The sequence below is a fragment of the Tenacibaculum sp. Mcav3-52 genome (genome assembly GCF_022347665.1).
Lineage (GTDB): Bacteria > Bacteroidota > Bacteroidia > Flavobacteriales > Flavobacteriaceae > Polaribacter > Polaribacter mesophilus.
In genome coordinates this window covers 579,296-596,781 of sequence record NZ_JAKRGE010000002.1, presented here as the reverse complement: position 1 = coordinate 596,781, position 17,486 = coordinate 579,296, and the positions used below count along the sequence as shown (strand labels likewise).

Below are 17,486 nucleotides of genomic sequence, written 5' to 3'. Positions count from 1 at the left end.
TATATATGTTAGTATAATTAGTGCCTGAAATATTCTTTTCAGGCACTTTATTATTAATTTACAGTTTCTAAGGTGTTAGCATTATAGCTTAAAGAGGCTTCTTTTGAAGCTGAAACCATAGCTATTAAAGCTTTTTCAGTTTCATCCCAATGTCTAGTTTTAAGACCACAATCAGGATTTACCCAAAGACGAGAAGCTGGAATAACTTTTTGTGCTTTTTGTAGTAATTCAACCATTTCTTCTTTTGAAGGAACTCTTGGTGAGTGGATGTCATAAACCCCAGGTCCAATTTCATTCGGATATTTGAAATCTGCAAAAGCGTTTAACAACTCCATTTGAGAGCGAGAACATTCAATAGTAATTACATCGGCATCCATCTCAGCAATGCTTTGAATAATGTCGTTAAACTCTGAATAACACATATGTGTATGTATTTGTGTAGCGTCATTTACACCACAAGAAGAAATTTTAAAAGCTTCAATAGCCCATTTTAGATAATCATTCCACCCTGATTTTCGTAATGGTAAACCTTCTCTTATAGCAGGCTCATCAATTTGAATAATTCTAATACCAGCATTTTCTAGGTCTCTAACTTCATCACGTATAGCCAGTGCAATTTGTTGGCAAGTAATGCTCCGAGGTTGATCGTCACGCACAAACGACCATTGTAAAATAGTAACAGGGCCTGTAAGCATTCCTTTAACCCATTTGTCAGTTAAAGATTGTGCGTATTGTGACCAATAAACAGTCATTGGGTGTGGTCTGTATACATCCCCATAAATAATAGGAGGTTTTACACAACGACTACCATAACTTTGAACCCAGCCTTTTTTAGTAAATGTAACTCCGGCAAGTTGTTCACCAAAATACTCTACCATATCGTTTCGCTCATACTCACCATGAACTAATACATCTAAACCTATTTTTTCTTGCCATTGAATGGTTTTTTGAGTTTCTTCTTTTAGCAAATACTTGTAATCTTCACTACTTAAGATACCTTTTTTAAATTGAGCTCTCCAGCTTCTTACTTCTTTAGTTTGAGGAAAGGAACCAATGGTTGTAGTAGGGAATAGCGGTAAATTCAATACTTTTTCTTGTGCTTCTTTACGAATTAAAAAACTATTATTTCTTCTAGAATCTGTTTCGTTAATGGAATCAACACGTAGTTTTACATCGTTATGATGGATTAATGCTGAAGATTTTCTATTGGCAATAGCTTTTTTATTTTCTTCATAAGCATTTAAAATATTTTCATCACTAGTGTTTTCAGATAACTCTTTTAATAAGCTTACTTCGGTAAGTTTTTGTTTAGCAAAAGAAAGCCATTGTTTAATGTCAGTGTCAAGAGAGATCTCTAAATCTAAATCACAAGGAGAATGCAACAAAGAACAAGAAGAAGCAATAAAGGTTTTTTCAGAACCTAACTTATCAGTGACTTTTTTTATTAGCTGTAATGACTTTTCAAAGTCATTTTTCCAAATGTTTCTTCCATCTACAACACCTAACGATAAGATTCTATTTTTAGGAAGAGTGTTCAATACATCATCTAGCTGTTCTTCGCAGCGAACTAAGTCGATATGCAATGCGTCTAAAGGAAGTATGTTAGCTAATGAAAGATTGTCTTTTAAACCTTCAAAATAAGTAGTAACTATAAACTTTAGTTTAGGAAACTTTTTTCTAATCTCATTATAGATAAATTGATAGGTTTCTTTAGCTTTTTCACTTAAGTCTAATGCTAAAAAAGGTTCGTCAAATTGAATCCATTCTGCACCTTGTGTTTGAAGTTCTTGTAGAATTTCAATATATACAGGGAGTAGTTTTGGGGCTAAATCTAATTTATCAAAACCTTCTTCTTTTTCTTTACCTAAAAGAAGGTAGCTAACCAAACCAATAATTACAGGCTTAGCATTAATCCCTGCTTGTTTAGCTCCGACAAACTCATTAACAATTTTGTTAGAAAATAGTTTGAATTCCTGATTTTTATAAAATTCAGGAACGATATAATGGTAATTGGTGTCAAACCATTTAGTCATTTCCATAGCAGTGATATCAAGATCATCTTTTTGATATCCTCTTGCCATAGCAAAGTAAAGGTCAAGTTCAGAATTTGAAGTTTTTAGCATTACTTCATTGTAACGTTTAGGAATAGCTCCAACAGTAAGTGTCATGTCTAACACCTGATCATAATAAGAAAAATCATTACAAGGAATAAGATCTATGCCTGCTTCTTGTTGTGTTTTCCAATTTTGTTGACAGATATTTCTTCCTGTTTCAAGAAGTTCCTGTAAACTAGTTTTGCCTGACCAATATTGCTCGCAGGCTTTTTTGAGTTCTCTGTTGCTACCAATACGCGGATAGCCAAGAATGTGCGTTTGCATTTTCTTTTAAACTTTTATAATTAAACATTAATTTTAAAAGCTCTTTTAGATGCTTCGCAATGCTAAAAACGATAAGATGTTTGAGGAAAAATAATGACATACCAAAAAAGCACAGCATTTCATAAAGAAAGTGTGCGTTAAAAATATATCATCGGTATGACCCAAAAGCTTCAAATCGCGAAAGCATTGTCAATATCCGAATAGGCAGGTCTCCTGACTTATAACAGCTTTTATCATCCTTCCCGCTTTTGGCAGTGGATATACTAGGATAAAAACTTTTGGTGTGTTACTTACAGTTGCGCGACAGTTCGTGATTTGCACACGATTCCCTATTAATCTACAGTTAAGTAAAACCTTTTCGGTTGATGAAGTATGTAAAGAACTTATCGGGGTAAATGTATGTATTATTTTTTTAGAACTGGTAATAAAAAAAAGCACCAATAAATTGATGCTTATGTTTGAAAAAGAAAATTTATAACTAATGTTTATTTTTTCCAGTTTTTAAGTTGGTCCAAGTATAGATAGCTTTCAACAAATTTTCTATGTTCAGTATTTGTCATAATTTCGAGAAGTTCTAACGCTGAAATATAACTTGCTAAATTTCCGTTTGAAGATAAAAACTTACCGTCTTTAACAAAAGTTACCAAGCTGTCGTTTTGCACTTTTAAATTTGGGTAGTCTTTTTGTAGTTGCTCACCGCCGCCAATCCATGTTACAATTTTATGACCATCTGCTATACCAGATTTACCAATTAAATTAGCTCCAGCACAATTACTAACAGTGTATTGGGTTTCTTGATTTTTTGTTTTTATAAAATCTACAACTTTATTATTATGTACCTGTGCGTACATGTCGTAAGCGCTTGGTACAAACAAGGCTGTTAGTTTAGGGCAGTTTTCAAAAGTATAGTCGGGAACAAAATGCATTCCTTCTTCAGTAGTAATGGGTTTAGCTGTTTCAGCAATAGCTACTACATTAAAAAGTTGTTTGCCATCTTTATCTGCTTTTCCAAATACATCTGACGTTGCTATAACTTCTCCTTGTAAAACCCCATTAAACATTAAAAGTCCAATAGTTGGTAAATTAGGATTAAATGGTTTTAGGTGTTTAGTTAGTGTGTCAGATGGAGATACAACTTGTTCAACTTCTTCTGTTTTTTTATTGGTTTTCGATTTTTCTGAATTACAACTAACAGTAATAATTGTAAAAAGTAGTATTACTACAATGCTTAAATTTTTCATGCGTATTTTATTTAGTATCTCTTTGAGTAGGTTTAATAATCATTCTAAAATATTGGTCTTTGTATATGTAATAGCCTAACCAGTTGTATAGAGTTCTTACTTTATTTTTGAAGTTTACAAGCCCCATAATATGTACAAAAATCCAAATTAACCATGCAACAAAACCTTTTAATGATTGTTTTTGTCCTGGGAAATCTAATACAGCCTTATTTCTTCCAATAATAGCTAATGAACCTTTATCATTATATTGAAAAGTTTTCCAGTTTGTATCTTTTCTAGAAAGGTTTTTAGCTAAGTTTCTAGCTTGTTGTAATGCAGGTTGTGCTAATTGAGGATGCCCTTTAGGATAGTTTTTATCTCCTAAAATCAAAGCACAGTCACCCAAAGCATAAATGTTATCATATGAGTGTACTAGGTTGAACTGATTTGTTTTCAATCTTCTACCAGCACCAAAGCTTTCTTTTGAAAAACCATCAAATGTTTTAGCAGATACACCGGCAGCCCATATAAGGTTTTTAGTATGTATTTCTTCTCCGTTTGATAAATATACAGTTTCACCATCAAAATCATTAACCATGGTGTTCATCGTTAATGTTACTCCGAGTTCACTTAACTTTTTAGAGGTATATTCTTGTGCTCTTTTAGACATTGGAGCTAATACAGAGCTTTGACCATCAATAAGATGAATTTCTCCAAAGTCATTTTTATCTAGTTCGGGGTAGTCTTTTATGATGATAGATGTTTTAATTTCAGATAAAATACCAGAAAGTTCAACCCCAGTAGGACCAGCACCAGCGATAACAAAAGTTAAACACTTCTTTCTTTCTTCAGGATTGTGAATTCTAGTAGCACGGTCAAATCGAGTTAAAATAACATTTCTAAGTGACAAGGCGTCACTAATAGTTTTCATTGGTAAACTGTACTTTTCAATGTTTTTGTTTCCGAAAAAATTACTTTCTGTACCAGTAGCCATTACTAAGATATCATATGCTATTTCTCCATTACTTACCACTATTTTATTTTCTTCTGGAACAACTTTTTCAAGAGTACCCAGACGAAAACGAGCATTTTTAAATTTTCTTAAAATTTTTCTGAATGGATAACTAATTGCAGAAGGTTCCATAAAACCTGTGGATACTTGGTAGATTAAAGGAGGAAAGAAATTATAGTTATTACTATCTACTAAAATAATTTGATAATTTTCAGAATTTCCTAACCCTTTTATAAGTTCTAACCCAGCAAAACCGCCGCCAACAACGACAATTTTTTTCATGTTTTTCATAATGCTATTATGCCCTTAAATTAATATAAATGCAAAGGTAGTTAAGTATGTTTTAGTAAAAAATAAACTAACTTAAGAATAGCTATTTTCTTTTAATTTCACTTAAGTATTCAGGAGTTAATCCTAAAAAACTAGCTAATAAATATTGGGGTACTCGTTGTACAAAATCAGGGAAGTCTTTTCTAAATCTAAAAAAGATATCTTCTTTAGAGTAACTGTTAATGTATTTTAAACGCATTAAAGCAGCTCCGTATGCGGTTTCATATATACTTCTAAAATATTTTTCTAATAAGGGAAACTTATTTAATAACTCGTTATATTTTGAAAAGGAGATTGACAAAATTTCAGAGTTTTCAACTGTTTCTATGGTAAAGTTAGCATGTTTTTGGTTCTGAAAAGCTAAAAAGTCAGTTAACCACCAATTTTCTAGAGCAAACTGTGTAGTTTTTTTGTAGCCCAAACTATCAATAAAATATAAATGTAAACAACCTTTGGTAACAAAAAATAGTTTATTACAACGTTTATTTGTGAGTAATAAAATTTCTTTTTTTTTATAGGATTGACAATCAAAAAAAGAAAGTATTTCCGTTAATTTTTCTTCAGAAAGATTTGTGTAATTTTTAATATGATTTTTTAAAATGCTTTTACCCATATCTTAGTTTAGTATTTAAAGGTAAAAATACCAACTTTATAGAGATTCCTTTTATTTTTAAAAGAAAAAGGCACCAAATAAATTGATGCCTTTTGTGTTCATTTTGGAAGACTTTATCCTTTTATACTCTCAGGGTTATAGCCTAAATACGGAACTTCTTTTTCAACAAAAGTAATTCCGTAATCTTCTAATTCTTTTAAAATTGGTTCGTACACCTCTTTGTTAATCGGTAATTGAACTCCAGGAGTTGTGATGTCACCGTTTAAAATACGTACCGTAGCCATAGCTACAGGTAAGCCAACAGTTTTTGCCATAGCAGTATAGGTTTGATCATCACCTTTAATAACCATACTACTTTCTATTTGATGATTTTCCTCCTTGTATTGATACCCAAAAATATGATGCATTACAATCATATCTTTATCCTCAGCTTCAAGAGTCCAAGAATCCATCAATATTTTTTGTAAAATTTCAGCAGGGGTAGCGTTTTTCAAGCCTACTTTTTTGTTCGGATTGAAGATGTCTAACTCTACAAATTTATCCCACATTAAATCATCTTGATCAATCTTTGCATACGAACGGAATTTTAATTCAACAGAATCTGAAGGAGAATAGGCTAGGAAAAGATTTGTAAAATCACGATAGCTCATGTTTTCAGAATCTTCAATAGTGTATGTATCATCAGTCATTCCTAACTGGACAAAAACATTCCAAGCACGAGAAAAACCAACTTTACGAATAGTTCCACGATACATGGTTTTAATATCTTCTAAACCATAAATACTTCTATACTTTAAAGAATCACGGTTTGCATACGCTTCAAATCTTCCACTGCCATTAATAGTTAAAAATTCAGTTCTTCTAAATAATTTTTGATATGGAATATACTTATAGGTTCCTTCTTGAATAAACATTGAAGCTCCACCTTGACCAGCTAATACTACATTTCTTGGGTTCCAAGTAAATTTATAATTCCATAAGTTGGTATCGCTTTCAGGAGCTACTAATCCACCACAAAAAGATTCAAATAATAGCATTTTTCCTCCTTGTTCTTTTATACGATCAATAACTTGCATAGCACTCATGTGGTCAATTCCTGGATCCAGACCAATTTCGTTCATAAATACTAAACCTTTAGCTTTAGCTTCTTCATCTAAAGCTTTCATTTCATCAGAAATATAAGACGCAGTAACCATGTGTTTTCCATAAGTAATACAATCTTTAGCTACTTCAATATGAAAACGAGCAGGTAACATTGAAATAACAATGTCAGCTTTTTGAATTGCATTTGAGCGCTCTTCAGCATTAAAAACATCTAGCTGTATTGCTGTAGCACTTGAATGATTGTGAATTTTAGATTGAGCGCTTTCTAACGAAACATCACCAATAGTTATATGTAGGTTTTCTTGTGAAGATTTATCTAATAAATATTTTATAAGTGAAGAGCTCGATCTACCAGCACCAATAATCAATATATTTCTCATTTATAATTATTTTTGTTGTGTATAAAATTTGAGGCGACAATATCGCTAAAAAAGTTTAAATTTAAACAAAAATCAAAATAATGTATAAAAATTTAACAATAGCTGCAGTCTTGGGAATGATTGCTGTGATTTTAGGTGCCTTCGGAGCTCATGCTTTAAAAACAAAATTAACACTAGAAGCCCTCGAGAGTTTTGAAACTGCTGTACGTTATCAGTTTTTTCATGTGTTTTTATTACTTTTTGTAAATATGTTTACTGAGCTTACTAACAAAGAAAAAAACAGAATTAGTTATTTTTTAATAGCTGGGATTTTATTGTTTTCTGGGTCTATATATTTAATTTACTTAGCGAATGTTCCTGCAAAAGCAATTTGGTTTGTAACGCCGTTAGGAGGAGTGTTATTAATCGTTGGTTGGAGCCTTTTAGCATATAGCTTTTTTAAAAAAGTTATTAAAGGTTAAAGTTGATAAAATCATTTAATGATATAGCTGTTTAATCAAAAAGAACTATTTTTGTCCAAAATTAAACACAACTAAAATCTTTTAAGATGACAAATCTTGATACGAAAACGATATCGTTAGATAACTTAGGCATAAAAGACGCTACGGTTCGTTATCAATTAACTTCAGACGAGTTACACGACATCACTATTGAAAAAGAACAAGGAGTAGAAACCAGTTTTGGAGCATTAGCTGTTAAAACAGGTGAGTTCACAGGACGTTCTCCAATGGATCGTTTTATTGTTAAAGACGATATAACTAAAGACCAAGTTTGGTGGGGAGATATTAATATTCCTTTCGATTCAGAAAAATTTGACAAGCTATACGATAAAGTAACTAATTATTTATCTAACAAAGAAGTATTTGTACGTGATAGTTATGCATGTGCAGACGAAGATTATAAATTAAATATTCGTGTTGTAAATGAATACCCTTGGAGTAACATGTTTGCGCACAATATGTTTTTACGTCCTACCGCAGAGGAGTTAAAAAACTTTTCTCCAGAGTGGACAGTAGTAAACGCTCCAGGTTTTATGGCAGATCCTGAAGTGGATGGAACACGCCAACACAACTTTGCTATTTTAAACTTTACTAGAAAAGTAGCGTTAATTGGTGGTACAGGATACACAGGGGAAATTAAAAAAGGAATTTTCTCTGCATTAAACTTTATTTTACCTGTATTCAAAAACACGTTACCAATGCATTGTTCTGCAAACGTTGGTAAAGATGGTGATACAGCTATTTTCTTTGGATTATCAGGAACAGGTAAAACGACCTTATCTACGGATCCAAATCGTAGTTTAATTGGTGATGATGAGCATGGTTGGACTGCTGAAAACACAATCTTCAACTTTGAAGGTGGTTGTTATGCAAAAGTAATCGACTTGTCTCAAGAGAAAGAACCAGAGATTTACGGAGCAATTAAAAGAGGAGCAATCCTTGAAAATATCGTGATGGACGATAAAGGAAAGGTAGATTTTGCTGATACATCAATTACACAAAATACACGTGTAAGTTACCCTATTTATCACATTGAAAATATTCAAACACCGTCAAAAGGTGCAAACCCAAAGAACATCTTCTTTTTAACAGCAGATGCTTTTGGAGTACTGCCTCCAATTTCTAAGTTAACACCAGGACAAGCAGCTTATCACTTTATTTCTGGATATACTGCTAAAGTAGCAGGTACAGAGGCAGGAATTAACGAGCCATTACCAAGTTTTTCAGCTTGTTTTGGAGCTCCATTTATGCCATTACACCCAACGCGTTACGCTGAAATGTTAAGCAAGAAAATGCAAGAAGCAGGCGTGAATGTTTGGTTAATTAATACAGGATGGACAGGTGGTGCTTATGGTACTGGTAGCAGAATGAAATTAAAGTACACTCGTGCTATGATTACAGAAGCTTTAGAAGGTAATTTAGAAAATGTTGAATTTGTACAACACCCAATTTTTGGATTATCAATGCCAACTACTTGTGAAAATGTTCCTGATGAAGTATTAAATCCAAAGCAAACATGGGCAGACAAAGATGCTTATGATGCAAAAGCTATGGAATTAGCGAATTCATTTAGAAAGAACTTTGCTCAGTTTGAAGAAATGGCAAGCGAGGAAATTATTAAAGGTGGGCCAATAGCGTAACCTTTAAAACATAAATACTAAGAAAGCATCCATAACGGATGCTTTTTTTGTGAAAAATACTCAGTATTTTAGCAATAAATAAATTTTAGCATGATTGTACAAGGAAATATAGTCGACATACAAAATAAACGAATCTTTAAAGGAGAAGTTGAGGTTAAAGAAGGAAAGATTACACAAATTAGAGCAGTAGAACATACTGTAGAAAACTATATTTTACCCGGATTTATAGATGCGCATATTCATATTGAAAGTTCAATGTTAGTGCCTTCAGAATTTGCTAAAATAGCCGTAACACACGGTACGGTAGCAACGGTGTCTGATCCGCATGAAATAGCCAATGTGCTAGGGGTAAAAGGGGTTGATTTTATGATTGAAAACGGAAAGAAAGTCCCGTTGAAATTCAATTTTGGAGCACCATCATGCGTGCCAGCGACTTCTTTTGAAAGTGCAGGAGCAGTAATTGATTCAGAAGACATAAAAAAAATGATGGAGAATCCTGATATCAAATATTTAGCAGAAATGATGAATTATCCGGGGGTTATTTATCAAGATGAAGAAGTGTTGCAAAAAATAGCTTGGGCAAAACATTACAACAAACCTGTAGATGGTCATGCACCTGGACTACGTGGAGAAGATTTAGATAAATACATAGCGGCAGGAATTTATACCGACCACGAATGCTTTACCTATGAAGAAGGATTGGAGAAGTTAGAAAAAGGGATGAAAGTCATTATCCGTGAAGGAAGTGCTGCAAAAAACTTTGAAGCATTAATTGATTTACTACCTGAGCATTATGAGAACATGATGTTCTGTTCCGATGATAAACATCCCGATGATTTGTTATTAGGACATATTAACCAATTATGTGAGCGCGCAGTAGCGAAAGAAATAGATGTTTTTAAAGTATTGCAAGCAGCCTGTATAAACCCAGTAGAGCATTACAATTTGGATGTTGGGATTTTAAACGAAGGAGATGATGCTGATTTTATTGTGGTGAAAGATTTACAAAAGTTTGAAGTACTACAAACGTATATTAATGGTGAATTAGTAGCTGAGAAAGGAAAATCATTTGTAGAGCATGTAGATTTTGAAGTGTTGAATAATTTTGACACTGATGCAAAAAACGTTTCCGATTTTGAATTCCATTCAGCATCTGAAAAGATTCGAGTGATAGAAGCTCTAGATGGAGAATTAGTGACGAATGAAATTGAAGCAGATTCGTTGATAAAAGATGGAAATTTAGTTTCAGATGTAGCAAACGATGTGCTAAAAATGACGGTAGTAAATCGTTATCAAAATGCGGAGCCTTCGATTGCGTTTATCAAAAACTTCGGATTAAAAGAAGGAGCAATAGCAAGTTCTGTAGGGCATGATTCTCATAATATTATCGCTGTCGGTGTATCGGATGAATTGATTTGTAAGGCAGTAAATTTATTGATTGAAAATAAAGGAGGGGTTTGTGCTGTAACATCTTCTGAAGAAAAAGTTGTTCCGCTTCCTGTGGCAGGAATCATGTCAGATAAACCAGCTGTTGAAATAGGAAAAGCCTATGCAGAATTGGATGCGATGGCAAAACAACTAGGTAGCAAATTACGAGCTCCGTACATGACCTTATCTTTTATGGCGTTGTTGGTAATTCCATCCTTAAAACTATCAGACAAAGGCTTGTTTGATGGGAACACATTTAAATTTACTTCTTTAGAAGTTAAATAAACGAGAGTTTGAAGACAGAAAAAATTATATTAGGGATTGACCCAGGAACTTCCATTATGGGGTTTGGAATTATAAAAGTGGTAGGGAAAAAGATGGAATTTGTTCAAATGAATGAACTGCTCTTAAAAAAATATGATGATCATTATTTAAAACTCAAAATTATTTTTGAACGTACCATTGAATTGATTGACACTTATCATCCAGATGAAATAGCCTTAGAAGCTCCTTTTTATGGAAAGAATGTACAATCCATGTTGAAATTAGGACGTGCACAAGGAGTAGCAATGGCGGCAGGATTGTCAAGACAAATACCAGTAACGGAGTATGCACCTAAGAAAATAAAAATGGCCATAACAGGGAAAGGTACCTCTAGTAAAGAACAGGTAGCGTTAATGCTAAAGTCACTGTTGAACTTAAAGGAATTACCAAAAAACCTAGATGCGACTGATGGTTTAGCAGCTGCGGTGTGTCATTTCTATAATTCAGGAACTAAAGTAGGAGGTAAGAACTATACAGGTTGGGCAGCGTTTGTAAAACAAAACCCGAAAAAAATCAAAAACTGATTTTTTCAATGCTTAATGAACAGTAAACAATTTTTGAAAAAAGCCGATGAAATAGCAAAAATTCTTTTTTCAATATTAAAAACGACAAGGATTTATAAGTAATCTTAATAACTAATAACTAATAACTAATAACTGATAACTGATAACTGATTTGGCAGGAATTTATCTACACATCCCATTTTGTAAGCAAGCGTGTTATTATTGCGATTTTCACTTTTCTACCTCTTTAAAAAAGAAAGAGGAGTTAGTTTCTTGTTTGGTGAAAGAGTTAGAATTTCGAAAGGAAGAACTACAACAAGAAGAAATAGAAACCATCTATTTTGGAGGAGGAACACCGAGTTTATTGTCGGTTGAAGAATTAAGGTTGTTGATAGATACTATTTATCAGAACTATACAGTAGTATCAAATCCAGAAATTACCTTAGAAGCAAATCCAGATGATTTATCAGAAGAAAAAATAATTGAATTATCTGAAACCCCTGTTAATCGCTTAAGCATAGGAATACAATCTTTTTTTGAAGAAGATTTACAATTGATGAATCGAGCTCATAATGCACAAGAAGCAAAAAACTGCTTGTCTGTCGCGACACGCTACTTTGATAATATTACTATTGATTTGATTTACGGAGTTCCGAATATGAGTAATGAACGTTGGAGAGAAAATTTGAAAATAGCTTTTAATTTCGGAATCAATCATATTTCATCATATGCGTTAACGGTAGAACCTAAAACAGCATTAGATTCATTTATCAAGCAAGGAAAATATCCTGATGTTGACGAAACGGTAGCCAAAGAACATTTTGATGTTTTGGTAGCAGAAACCACTAAAAACGGATTTGTACATTACGAAATTTCCAATTTTGGAAAACCAAATTATTTTTCAAAACACAATACAAGTTATTGGTTAGGTAAAAAATATATAGGAATTGGTCCTTCTGCACATTCGTTTAATAAAACACATCGTAGTTGGAATGTAGCTAACAATGCAAAATATATAAAAGCAATTCAAGAAGGAAAGCTCCCTTTAGAAGAAGAAAAACTCACTATAAAAGATCAGTTTAATGAATATTTAATGACAGGATTAAGAACCATTTGGGGAGTGTCGCTAGAGAAAATTGAGGAGGATTTCGGGGAAGAATTTAGAAAAAATCTCCTTAAAAATGCTGAGAAGTTTATCAATCAAGGGCTACTAGTCATTATAAATGAAGTTTTGAAGACTACAGAAAAGGGAAAGTTCTTAGCAGATGGATTGGCTTCCGAATTATTTATTATTTAAGTATATTTGAGTATGACTGCAACAATTGAATACAACTCAAGAAAATACAAAATAGATTTATCAAAACCACTAGACATTTCAATAGCAATTGATACCTCAAAAGAAAATATAAATGCATGGTATCTTGATGATCCTAAAATTTTTCCTGTTTCAGATGGGAATTGGATCGGAAGTGTACAACAAGGAGCTGATGTAAATTTTAATAACATACAGTTTAATCCGCACTCACATATTACACATACTGAATGTGTGGGGCATATAACAGAAGAAGTTTATTCAGTAAACAAAGAACTATCAAAATTTTTCTTCTTAGCAGAAGTAGTGACTATTGCTCCAGAGCAGTTAAAAAATAAGGATTTTGTAATTTCAAAAAAACAATTACAAAATGTTTTAGGAAACAAAAAGCGCGATGCAATTGTAATCAGAACCTTACCAAACCTTTCAGACAAAAAATCGATGCGGTATTCAAACACAAATCCAACCTATTTGTTAGAAGAAGGTGCTATATACTTAAAAGAAAAAGGAATAGAACATTTACTAATTGATTTACCATCGGTAGACAAAGAAAAAGACGAAGGAAAATTGTTAGCACATAATGCTTTTTGGGATACACAAGGAGAAATTAGAATGCAGGCAACAATAACAGAATTTATATATGTACCTAATAAAATAGAGGATGGAACTTACTTTTTGAACCTTATGATAGCACCATTTGAAAATGATGCTACTCCAAGTAAGCCAATTCTTTATAAATTGTGTTAATTGTTATGATAAAAACAAACTACTGAAAAGTTTTAGATAAGCATGCTTTTCTGAATATTTAAAATAGAATAGTTTATTGATGTTACTTAGTAAATGTTTCTTTTTAGGGATCTCTATCTGTTCGGCGAGATTTACTTTATGTTTCACTTACACTTCAAAGATAATGTAGATATTAAAGTGAAAATAAAAAATAAGATTAAAAGAGTGTTACTGTAGACGAATGGTTAAAAGTAAACTTTTAAGCGTGTAAAAACTATTAAAAAAAATAAAAAATAAAATTTTTGTAGAAACAATTTGTTTTTTTATAAATTTACAGCCGTAGAATTAAAGTAATGACAATTTTTAATACATATAAGCAATGTAAATCGACTGTGGTAAGACACAAAGACGATCGGGCAATGTATGTATTATAATTATGTTTACATAAAATATAACGATAATAAAAAGTCCGACTTCATAGTCGGACTTTTTATTTTTATATCAACATCAACACTAAAACCAAACCACATGAAAAAACTCTATTTTAATTATTTAGATACCTTTAAAGGTTTATCAATCGAAGTATGGTGGCTCGCTTTAATAACTCTAATAAACAGGGCAGGTACAATGGTAATTCCGTTTATGTCTTTGTATTTAAGAGAAAGTTTACAGTTTACTTTAAAAGATGTAGGTTGGATTATGACTTGCTTTGGATTAGGTTCTGTTGTAGGCTCTTGGTTGGGAGGAAAATTAGCAGATAAAATAGGTTTTTACAAGGTAATGAAAACCAGTTTGTTTTTAACAGGATTACTCTTTGTATCCTTACAATTTGTAGAAACTTTCTGGGGGTTTTGTATTGGTATCTTTTTGGTGATGCTAGTAGCAGATACTTTTAGACCCGCTATGTTTGTAGCCTTAAATACTTATAGTAAACCAGAAAATAAAACACGTTCAGTAACCTTAATCCGTCTGGCAATTAACTTGGGGTTTTCTGCAGGTCCAGCAGTTGGAGGATTAATAATTACCTCAATGGGGTATAGCGGGCTGTTTTGGGTAGATGGAGTTACTTGTGTTTTAGCAACTTTATTATTGATAAATGTATTACATCCTAAAAAAGCAAGAGTGTTAGATGAAGTAAAGGTAGAAAATCCAAAGTCGATTTTTTCAGATAAGGCTTTTTGGATATTTTTTGTAGGAATGTTTGTGTTCGGGTTTATTTTTTTACAATATTTCTCTACCATGCCATTATATTATAAAGATATACATCATTTAACAGAGTTAGAAATAGGACTGTTAATGGGCATGAACGGTTTTTTCATTTTCCTATTAGAAATGCCGCTGATTACTTGGTTAGAAAAAAGTAAGTATACTAAAGAATTCTTAATGTTTTTTGGCTTATCACTTACAGGATTAAGTTTTGTAGTAATCAATTTAACAGGTTGGGCTGGAATTTTAATTGTAGGAATGTTGTTAATGACTATTGGAGAAATGATAGCTTTCCCTTTTTCAAACGCCTTTGTAATGGAACGAGCCAAAAAAGGAAATCAAGGAGAATATATGGCGTATTATAGTATTGCATTTTCTATGTCGCATATTTTCGGACACAATTCTGGAATGCAATTAATTGATAATATTGGATTTGATAATACATGGAATTTTATGATTGTATTATCGGGAATAGGAGTATTATTTTTATTAATGTTAATACGAATTGTAAAAAGAGAGAAAGTAATCGCATGGACTTAAATCAAGTAACAATTCCGTCTATAGATGTAAATGAATCTGTAATATTTTATAAAAAACTAGGCTTGCTTCTCATTGTAGATGCAAGCCCTAGATATGTCCGATTTGAAGTGCCAGATGGTAATACAACTTTCTCAATTCATCAAGTAGAGAAGCTGCCTAAAGGAGAGGGTGTTACATTGTATTTTGAAGATGAAAATTTAGATGAATTAGTAGAGAAACTACAAGAAAAGGGAGTTCAATTTACCCAATTACCCAAAGATCAAACATGGTTATGGAGAGAAGCCCATTTGTTAGATCCAGATGGTAATAAATTAATTCTGTTTAAAGCAGGAGAACACAGAAAAAATCCGCCTTGGCGAATCGATTAAGAAATAGAAGTTTTTATCTTTGAATGTTTAATAAGAAAGCAGAAAATATGAATATACAAGACGCACAAAAACAGGTAGATGATTGGATTAAAAATCACGGAGTACGTTACTTTAACGAGTTAACAAATATGGCGCAACTAACAGAAGAAGTTGGAGAGGTTGCTCGAATTATTGCGCGTCGTTATGGAGAGCAAAGTGAAAAAGAAAGTGATAAAAACAAAGATTTAGGAGAAGAATTGGCCGATGTAATGTTTGTAGTGTTGTGTTTAGCAAATCAAACAGGCGTAAATTTGCAAGAAGCCTTTGATAAGAAGTTGGATATTAAAACTAAAAGAGATCACGATCGTCATCACAATAACAAAAAACTACAATAAATGAGTCTCATTAATAATATACAAAAAGGAAGTTTTTGGATTAATGTTTTAAAAGTAGGAACTCCTTTTTTAATAATCGTAGCGGTATTTTCTTTATTATTTAAAACAGGAGGGGCTATTTTTTCAGGAGACTTTGAAACTGTGTACAATGTACATTTCGCAAATAAACAGTGGATTCGTTTTTGGTTGAGCAAAATAGTAATCGCACTTATTTATAGTGTATACATTGTAAATAAAAAAACGAAATAGTTTTTTATGGATTTAAGATTAAAAACTGAAGAATTTAATTCAGGTACTCACATAACCATTTCAGGTTCAAAAAGTGAATCAAATCGATTGTTGATTTTACAACAGTTATATCCAGATTTACAGATAGAAAATTTATCAGATTCTGACGATACACACCATTTACAAGGAGCGTTAACCTCTGATGATATAGTTGCAGATATTGGACATGCAGGAACTGCGATGCGCTTTTTAACTGCTTTTTTTGCAACACAAGAAGGCGTTACAAAAATATTGCAAGGATCAGACCGCATGCATAATCGACCGATTGAAATTTTGGTTAATGCGCTCCGTGATTTAGGAGCAACTATAGAGTACGTTGAAAAAGAAGGATACCCGCCACTTAAAATATCAGGGAAAAAACTAGCAAAGGATAAGGTTTCGATTAATGGAAATGTAAGTAGTCAATATATTTCAGCATTAATGTTAATTGCTCCAGGTTTACAAAACGGATTAGAGATTGAGTTAATAGGTGAAATAACGTCTGTCCCATACATCAATATGACCTTACAGCTATTACATCAATTGAAGGTTGAAGCTGAGTTTAAAGGACAGGTTATTAAAATAAAACCTAAATTAACTTTAGAGAAACAAACAGTTGTAGTTGAGTCTGATTGGAGTTCAGCGTCTTATTTTTATTCGATTATAGCGTTGAGTAAAGTAGGTTCCTTTGTGAAATTATCAGCGTATAAAAAAGATAGTTTGCAAGGAGATAGTTGCTTGGAAAAAATTTATAAACACTTTGGAGTAACGACTACTTTTAAAGACAACTCAATTCTTTTAACCAAAGAAAAAGAACATAGTTCAGCTGTATTGAAAGAAAATTTAAAAAATGCACCAGATATAGCCCAAACTATTGCAGTTACATGTTTCGGATTAGGTGTTGCTTGTGATTTAACAGGGCTACATACCTTAAAAATTAAAGAGACTGATCGTTTAGAAGCATTACGTGAAGAGTTAACAAAATTAGGAGCAGATATTTCTGTTACTAATGAAAGTTTACACTTAAAATCATCTATAAAAATTAAAGAGAATATTCAAATAGCCACTTATAATGATCACCGTATGGCAATGGCATTTGCTCCGTTAGCATTAAAAGTTTCCTTAGAAATTTTAGAAGCAGAAGTAGTAACTAAATCGTATAGAAGTTTTTGGAAAGATATGCTGAGTGTAGGAATTCAGAATGTTATCATAAAATAATAGGGCAATAGCTTGACAACCCCTATGTTGAAATTGTATATTT

The 17,486-nt window shown here is 32.3% G+C and carries 16 protein-coding genes and 1 riboswitch; of the genes, 11 read left to right on the top strand and 5 right to left on the bottom strand.

Annotated elements, in window-relative coordinates:
• Positions 1–53 precede the first annotated feature (53 nt).
• From metE to MHM83_RS08680, 5 genes are all read right to left on the bottom strand, one after another.
• Positions 54–2,378 carry a 5-methyltetrahydropteroyltriglutamate--homocysteine S-methyltransferase gene (metE, locus tag MHM83_RS08700; protein ID WP_159493319.1) on the bottom strand — a complete coding sequence of 775 codons (2,325 nt, stop codon included), beginning with the start codon at positions 2,376–2,378 and terminating at the stop codon, positions 54–56.
• 186 nt (positions 2,379–2,564) lie between these two features.
• Positions 2,565–2,751, bottom strand: a riboswitch (cobalamin riboswitch).
• Positions 2,752–2,863: 112 nt separating this feature from the next.
• Positions 2,864–3,619 (bottom strand): DJ-1/PfpI family protein, encoded by a 756-nt coding sequence (locus MHM83_RS08695; RefSeq protein ID WP_159614015.1) that lies wholly within the window; start codon positions 3,617–3,619, stop codon positions 2,864–2,866.
• A gap of 7 nt (positions 3,620–3,626) precedes the next feature.
• Complete coding sequence (locus tag MHM83_RS08690; RefSeq protein ID WP_239179276.1) at positions 3,627–4,901, bottom strand: NAD(P)/FAD-dependent oxidoreductase; 1,275 nt, start codon at positions 4,899–4,901, stop codon at positions 3,627–3,629.
• 82 nt (positions 4,902–4,983) lie between these two features.
• The gene (locus tag MHM83_RS08685) at positions 4,984–5,553 is read right to left on the bottom strand and encodes a Crp/Fnr family transcriptional regulator (RefSeq protein ID WP_047788579.1); all 570 of its coding nucleotides are present in this window, start codon (positions 5,551–5,553) and stop codon (positions 4,984–4,986) included.
• 113 nt (positions 5,554–5,666) lie between these two features.
• Positions 5,667–7,037 carry a saccharopine dehydrogenase family protein gene (locus MHM83_RS08680; protein WP_047788578.1) on the bottom strand — a complete coding sequence of 457 codons (1,371 nt, stop codon included), beginning with the start codon at positions 7,035–7,037 and terminating at the stop codon, positions 5,667–5,669.
• Positions 7,038–7,117: 80 nt separating this feature from the next.
• On the opposite strand from MHM83_RS08680, the gene MHM83_RS08675 reads away from it, so the two are divergent.
• From MHM83_RS08675 to MHM83_RS08625, 11 genes are all read left to right on the top strand, one after another.
• Positions 7,118–7,498, top strand: coding sequence for a DUF423 domain-containing protein (locus MHM83_RS08675; RefSeq protein ID WP_047788577.1), 381 nt, complete (start codon positions 7,118–7,120; stop codon positions 7,496–7,498).
• Between the two features lie 86 nt (positions 7,499–7,584).
• Positions 7,585–9,177, top strand: coding sequence for a phosphoenolpyruvate carboxykinase (ATP) (gene pckA / locus MHM83_RS08670; RefSeq protein ID WP_239179274.1), 1,593 nt, complete (start codon positions 7,585–7,587; stop codon positions 9,175–9,177).
• Positions 9,178–9,267: 90 nt separating this feature from the next.
• A complete protein-coding gene (gene ade, locus MHM83_RS08665) occupies positions 9,268–10,890 on the top strand; it encodes an adenine deaminase (RefSeq protein ID WP_239179272.1) in 1,623 nt (540 codons plus the stop codon).
• An 8-nt stretch (positions 10,891–10,898) separates the two neighbouring features.
• On the top strand, positions 10,899–11,453 hold the full coding sequence (gene ruvC, locus MHM83_RS08660) for a crossover junction endodeoxyribonuclease RuvC (protein WP_239179270.1): 555 nt from the start codon (positions 10,899–10,901) through the stop codon (positions 11,451–11,453).
• Between the two features lie 151 nt (positions 11,454–11,604).
• Positions 11,605–12,729, top strand: a complete 1,125-nt coding sequence (gene hemW, locus MHM83_RS08655; RefSeq protein WP_239179268.1) for a radical SAM family heme chaperone HemW — start codon at positions 11,605–11,607, stop codon at positions 12,727–12,729.
• A gap of 12 nt (positions 12,730–12,741) precedes the next feature.
• Positions 12,742–13,491 carry a cyclase family protein gene (locus MHM83_RS08650; RefSeq protein WP_239179266.1) on the top strand — a complete coding sequence of 250 codons (750 nt, stop codon included), beginning with the start codon at positions 12,742–12,744 and terminating at the stop codon, positions 13,489–13,491.
• A 507-nt stretch (positions 13,492–13,998) separates the two neighbouring features.
• A complete protein-coding gene (locus tag MHM83_RS08645) occupies positions 13,999–15,216 on the top strand; it encodes an MFS transporter (protein WP_159493325.1) in 1,218 nt (405 codons plus the stop codon).
• On the top strand, positions 15,207–15,584 hold the full coding sequence (locus MHM83_RS08640) for a VOC family protein (protein WP_073181792.1): 378 nt from the start codon (positions 15,207–15,209) through the stop codon (positions 15,582–15,584). Before MHM83_RS08645 ends, MHM83_RS08640 begins: the two co-directional genes overlap by 10 nt.
• Positions 15,585–15,631: 47 nt before the next feature.
• The gene (locus MHM83_RS08635; protein ID WP_073182681.1) at positions 15,632–15,958 is read left to right on the top strand and encodes a nucleotide pyrophosphohydrolase; all 327 of its coding nucleotides are present in this window, start codon (positions 15,632–15,634) and stop codon (positions 15,956–15,958) included.
• Positions 15,959–16,207, top strand: a complete 249-nt coding sequence (locus MHM83_RS08630) for a hypothetical protein (RefSeq protein WP_073181790.1) — start codon at positions 15,959–15,961, stop codon at positions 16,205–16,207.
• A 6-nt stretch (positions 16,208–16,213) separates the two neighbouring features.
• Complete coding sequence (locus tag MHM83_RS08625; protein ID WP_239179264.1) at positions 16,214–17,443, top strand: 3-phosphoshikimate 1-carboxyvinyltransferase; 1,230 nt, start codon at positions 16,214–16,216, stop codon at positions 17,441–17,443.
• Positions 17,444–17,486 lie beyond the last annotated feature (43 nt).

What these genes read in the sequence shown, in the direction of transcription:
- metE (WP_159493319.1), bottom strand. Translation starts at nt 2,378, where the DNA reads ATGCAAACGCACATTCTTGGCTATCCGCGTATTGGTAGCAACAGAGAA.
- MHM83_RS08695 (WP_159614015.1), bottom strand. Translation starts at nt 3,619, where the DNA reads ATGAAAAATTTAAGCATTGTAGTAATACTACTTTTTACAATTATTACT.
- MHM83_RS08690 (WP_239179276.1), bottom strand. Translation starts at nt 4,901, where the DNA reads ATGAAAAACATGAAAAAAATTGTCGTTGTTGGCGGCGGTTTTGCTGGG.
- MHM83_RS08685 (WP_047788579.1), bottom strand. Translation starts at nt 5,553, where the DNA reads ATGGGTAAAAGCATTTTAAAAAATCATATTAAAAATTACACAAATCTT.
- MHM83_RS08680 (WP_047788578.1), bottom strand. Translation starts at nt 7,037, where the DNA reads ATGAGAAATATATTGATTATTGGTGCTGGTAGATCGAGCTCTTCACTT.
- MHM83_RS08675 (WP_047788577.1), top strand. Translation starts at nt 7,118, where the DNA reads ATGTATAAAAATTTAACAATAGCTGCAGTCTTGGGAATGATTGCTGTG.
- pckA (WP_239179274.1), top strand. Translation starts at nt 7,585, where the DNA reads ATGACAAATCTTGATACGAAAACGATATCGTTAGATAACTTAGGCATA.
- ade (WP_239179272.1), top strand. Translation starts at nt 9,268, where the DNA reads ATGATTGTACAAGGAAATATAGTCGACATACAAAATAAACGAATCTTT.
- MHM83_RS08650 (WP_239179266.1), top strand. Translation starts at nt 12,742, where the DNA reads ATGACTGCAACAATTGAATACAACTCAAGAAAATACAAAATAGATTTA.
- MHM83_RS08645 (WP_159493325.1), top strand. Translation starts at nt 13,999, where the DNA reads ATGAAAAAACTCTATTTTAATTATTTAGATACCTTTAAAGGTTTATCA.
- MHM83_RS08640 (WP_073181792.1), top strand. Translation starts at nt 15,207, where the DNA reads ATGGACTTAAATCAAGTAACAATTCCGTCTATAGATGTAAATGAATCT.
- MHM83_RS08635 (WP_073182681.1), top strand. Translation starts at nt 15,632, where the DNA reads ATGAATATACAAGACGCACAAAAACAGGTAGATGATTGGATTAAAAAT.
- MHM83_RS08630 (WP_073181790.1), top strand. Translation starts at nt 15,959, where the DNA reads ATGAGTCTCATTAATAATATACAAAAAGGAAGTTTTTGGATTAATGTT.
- MHM83_RS08625 (WP_239179264.1), top strand. Translation starts at nt 16,214, where the DNA reads ATGGATTTAAGATTAAAAACTGAAGAATTTAATTCAGGTACTCACATA.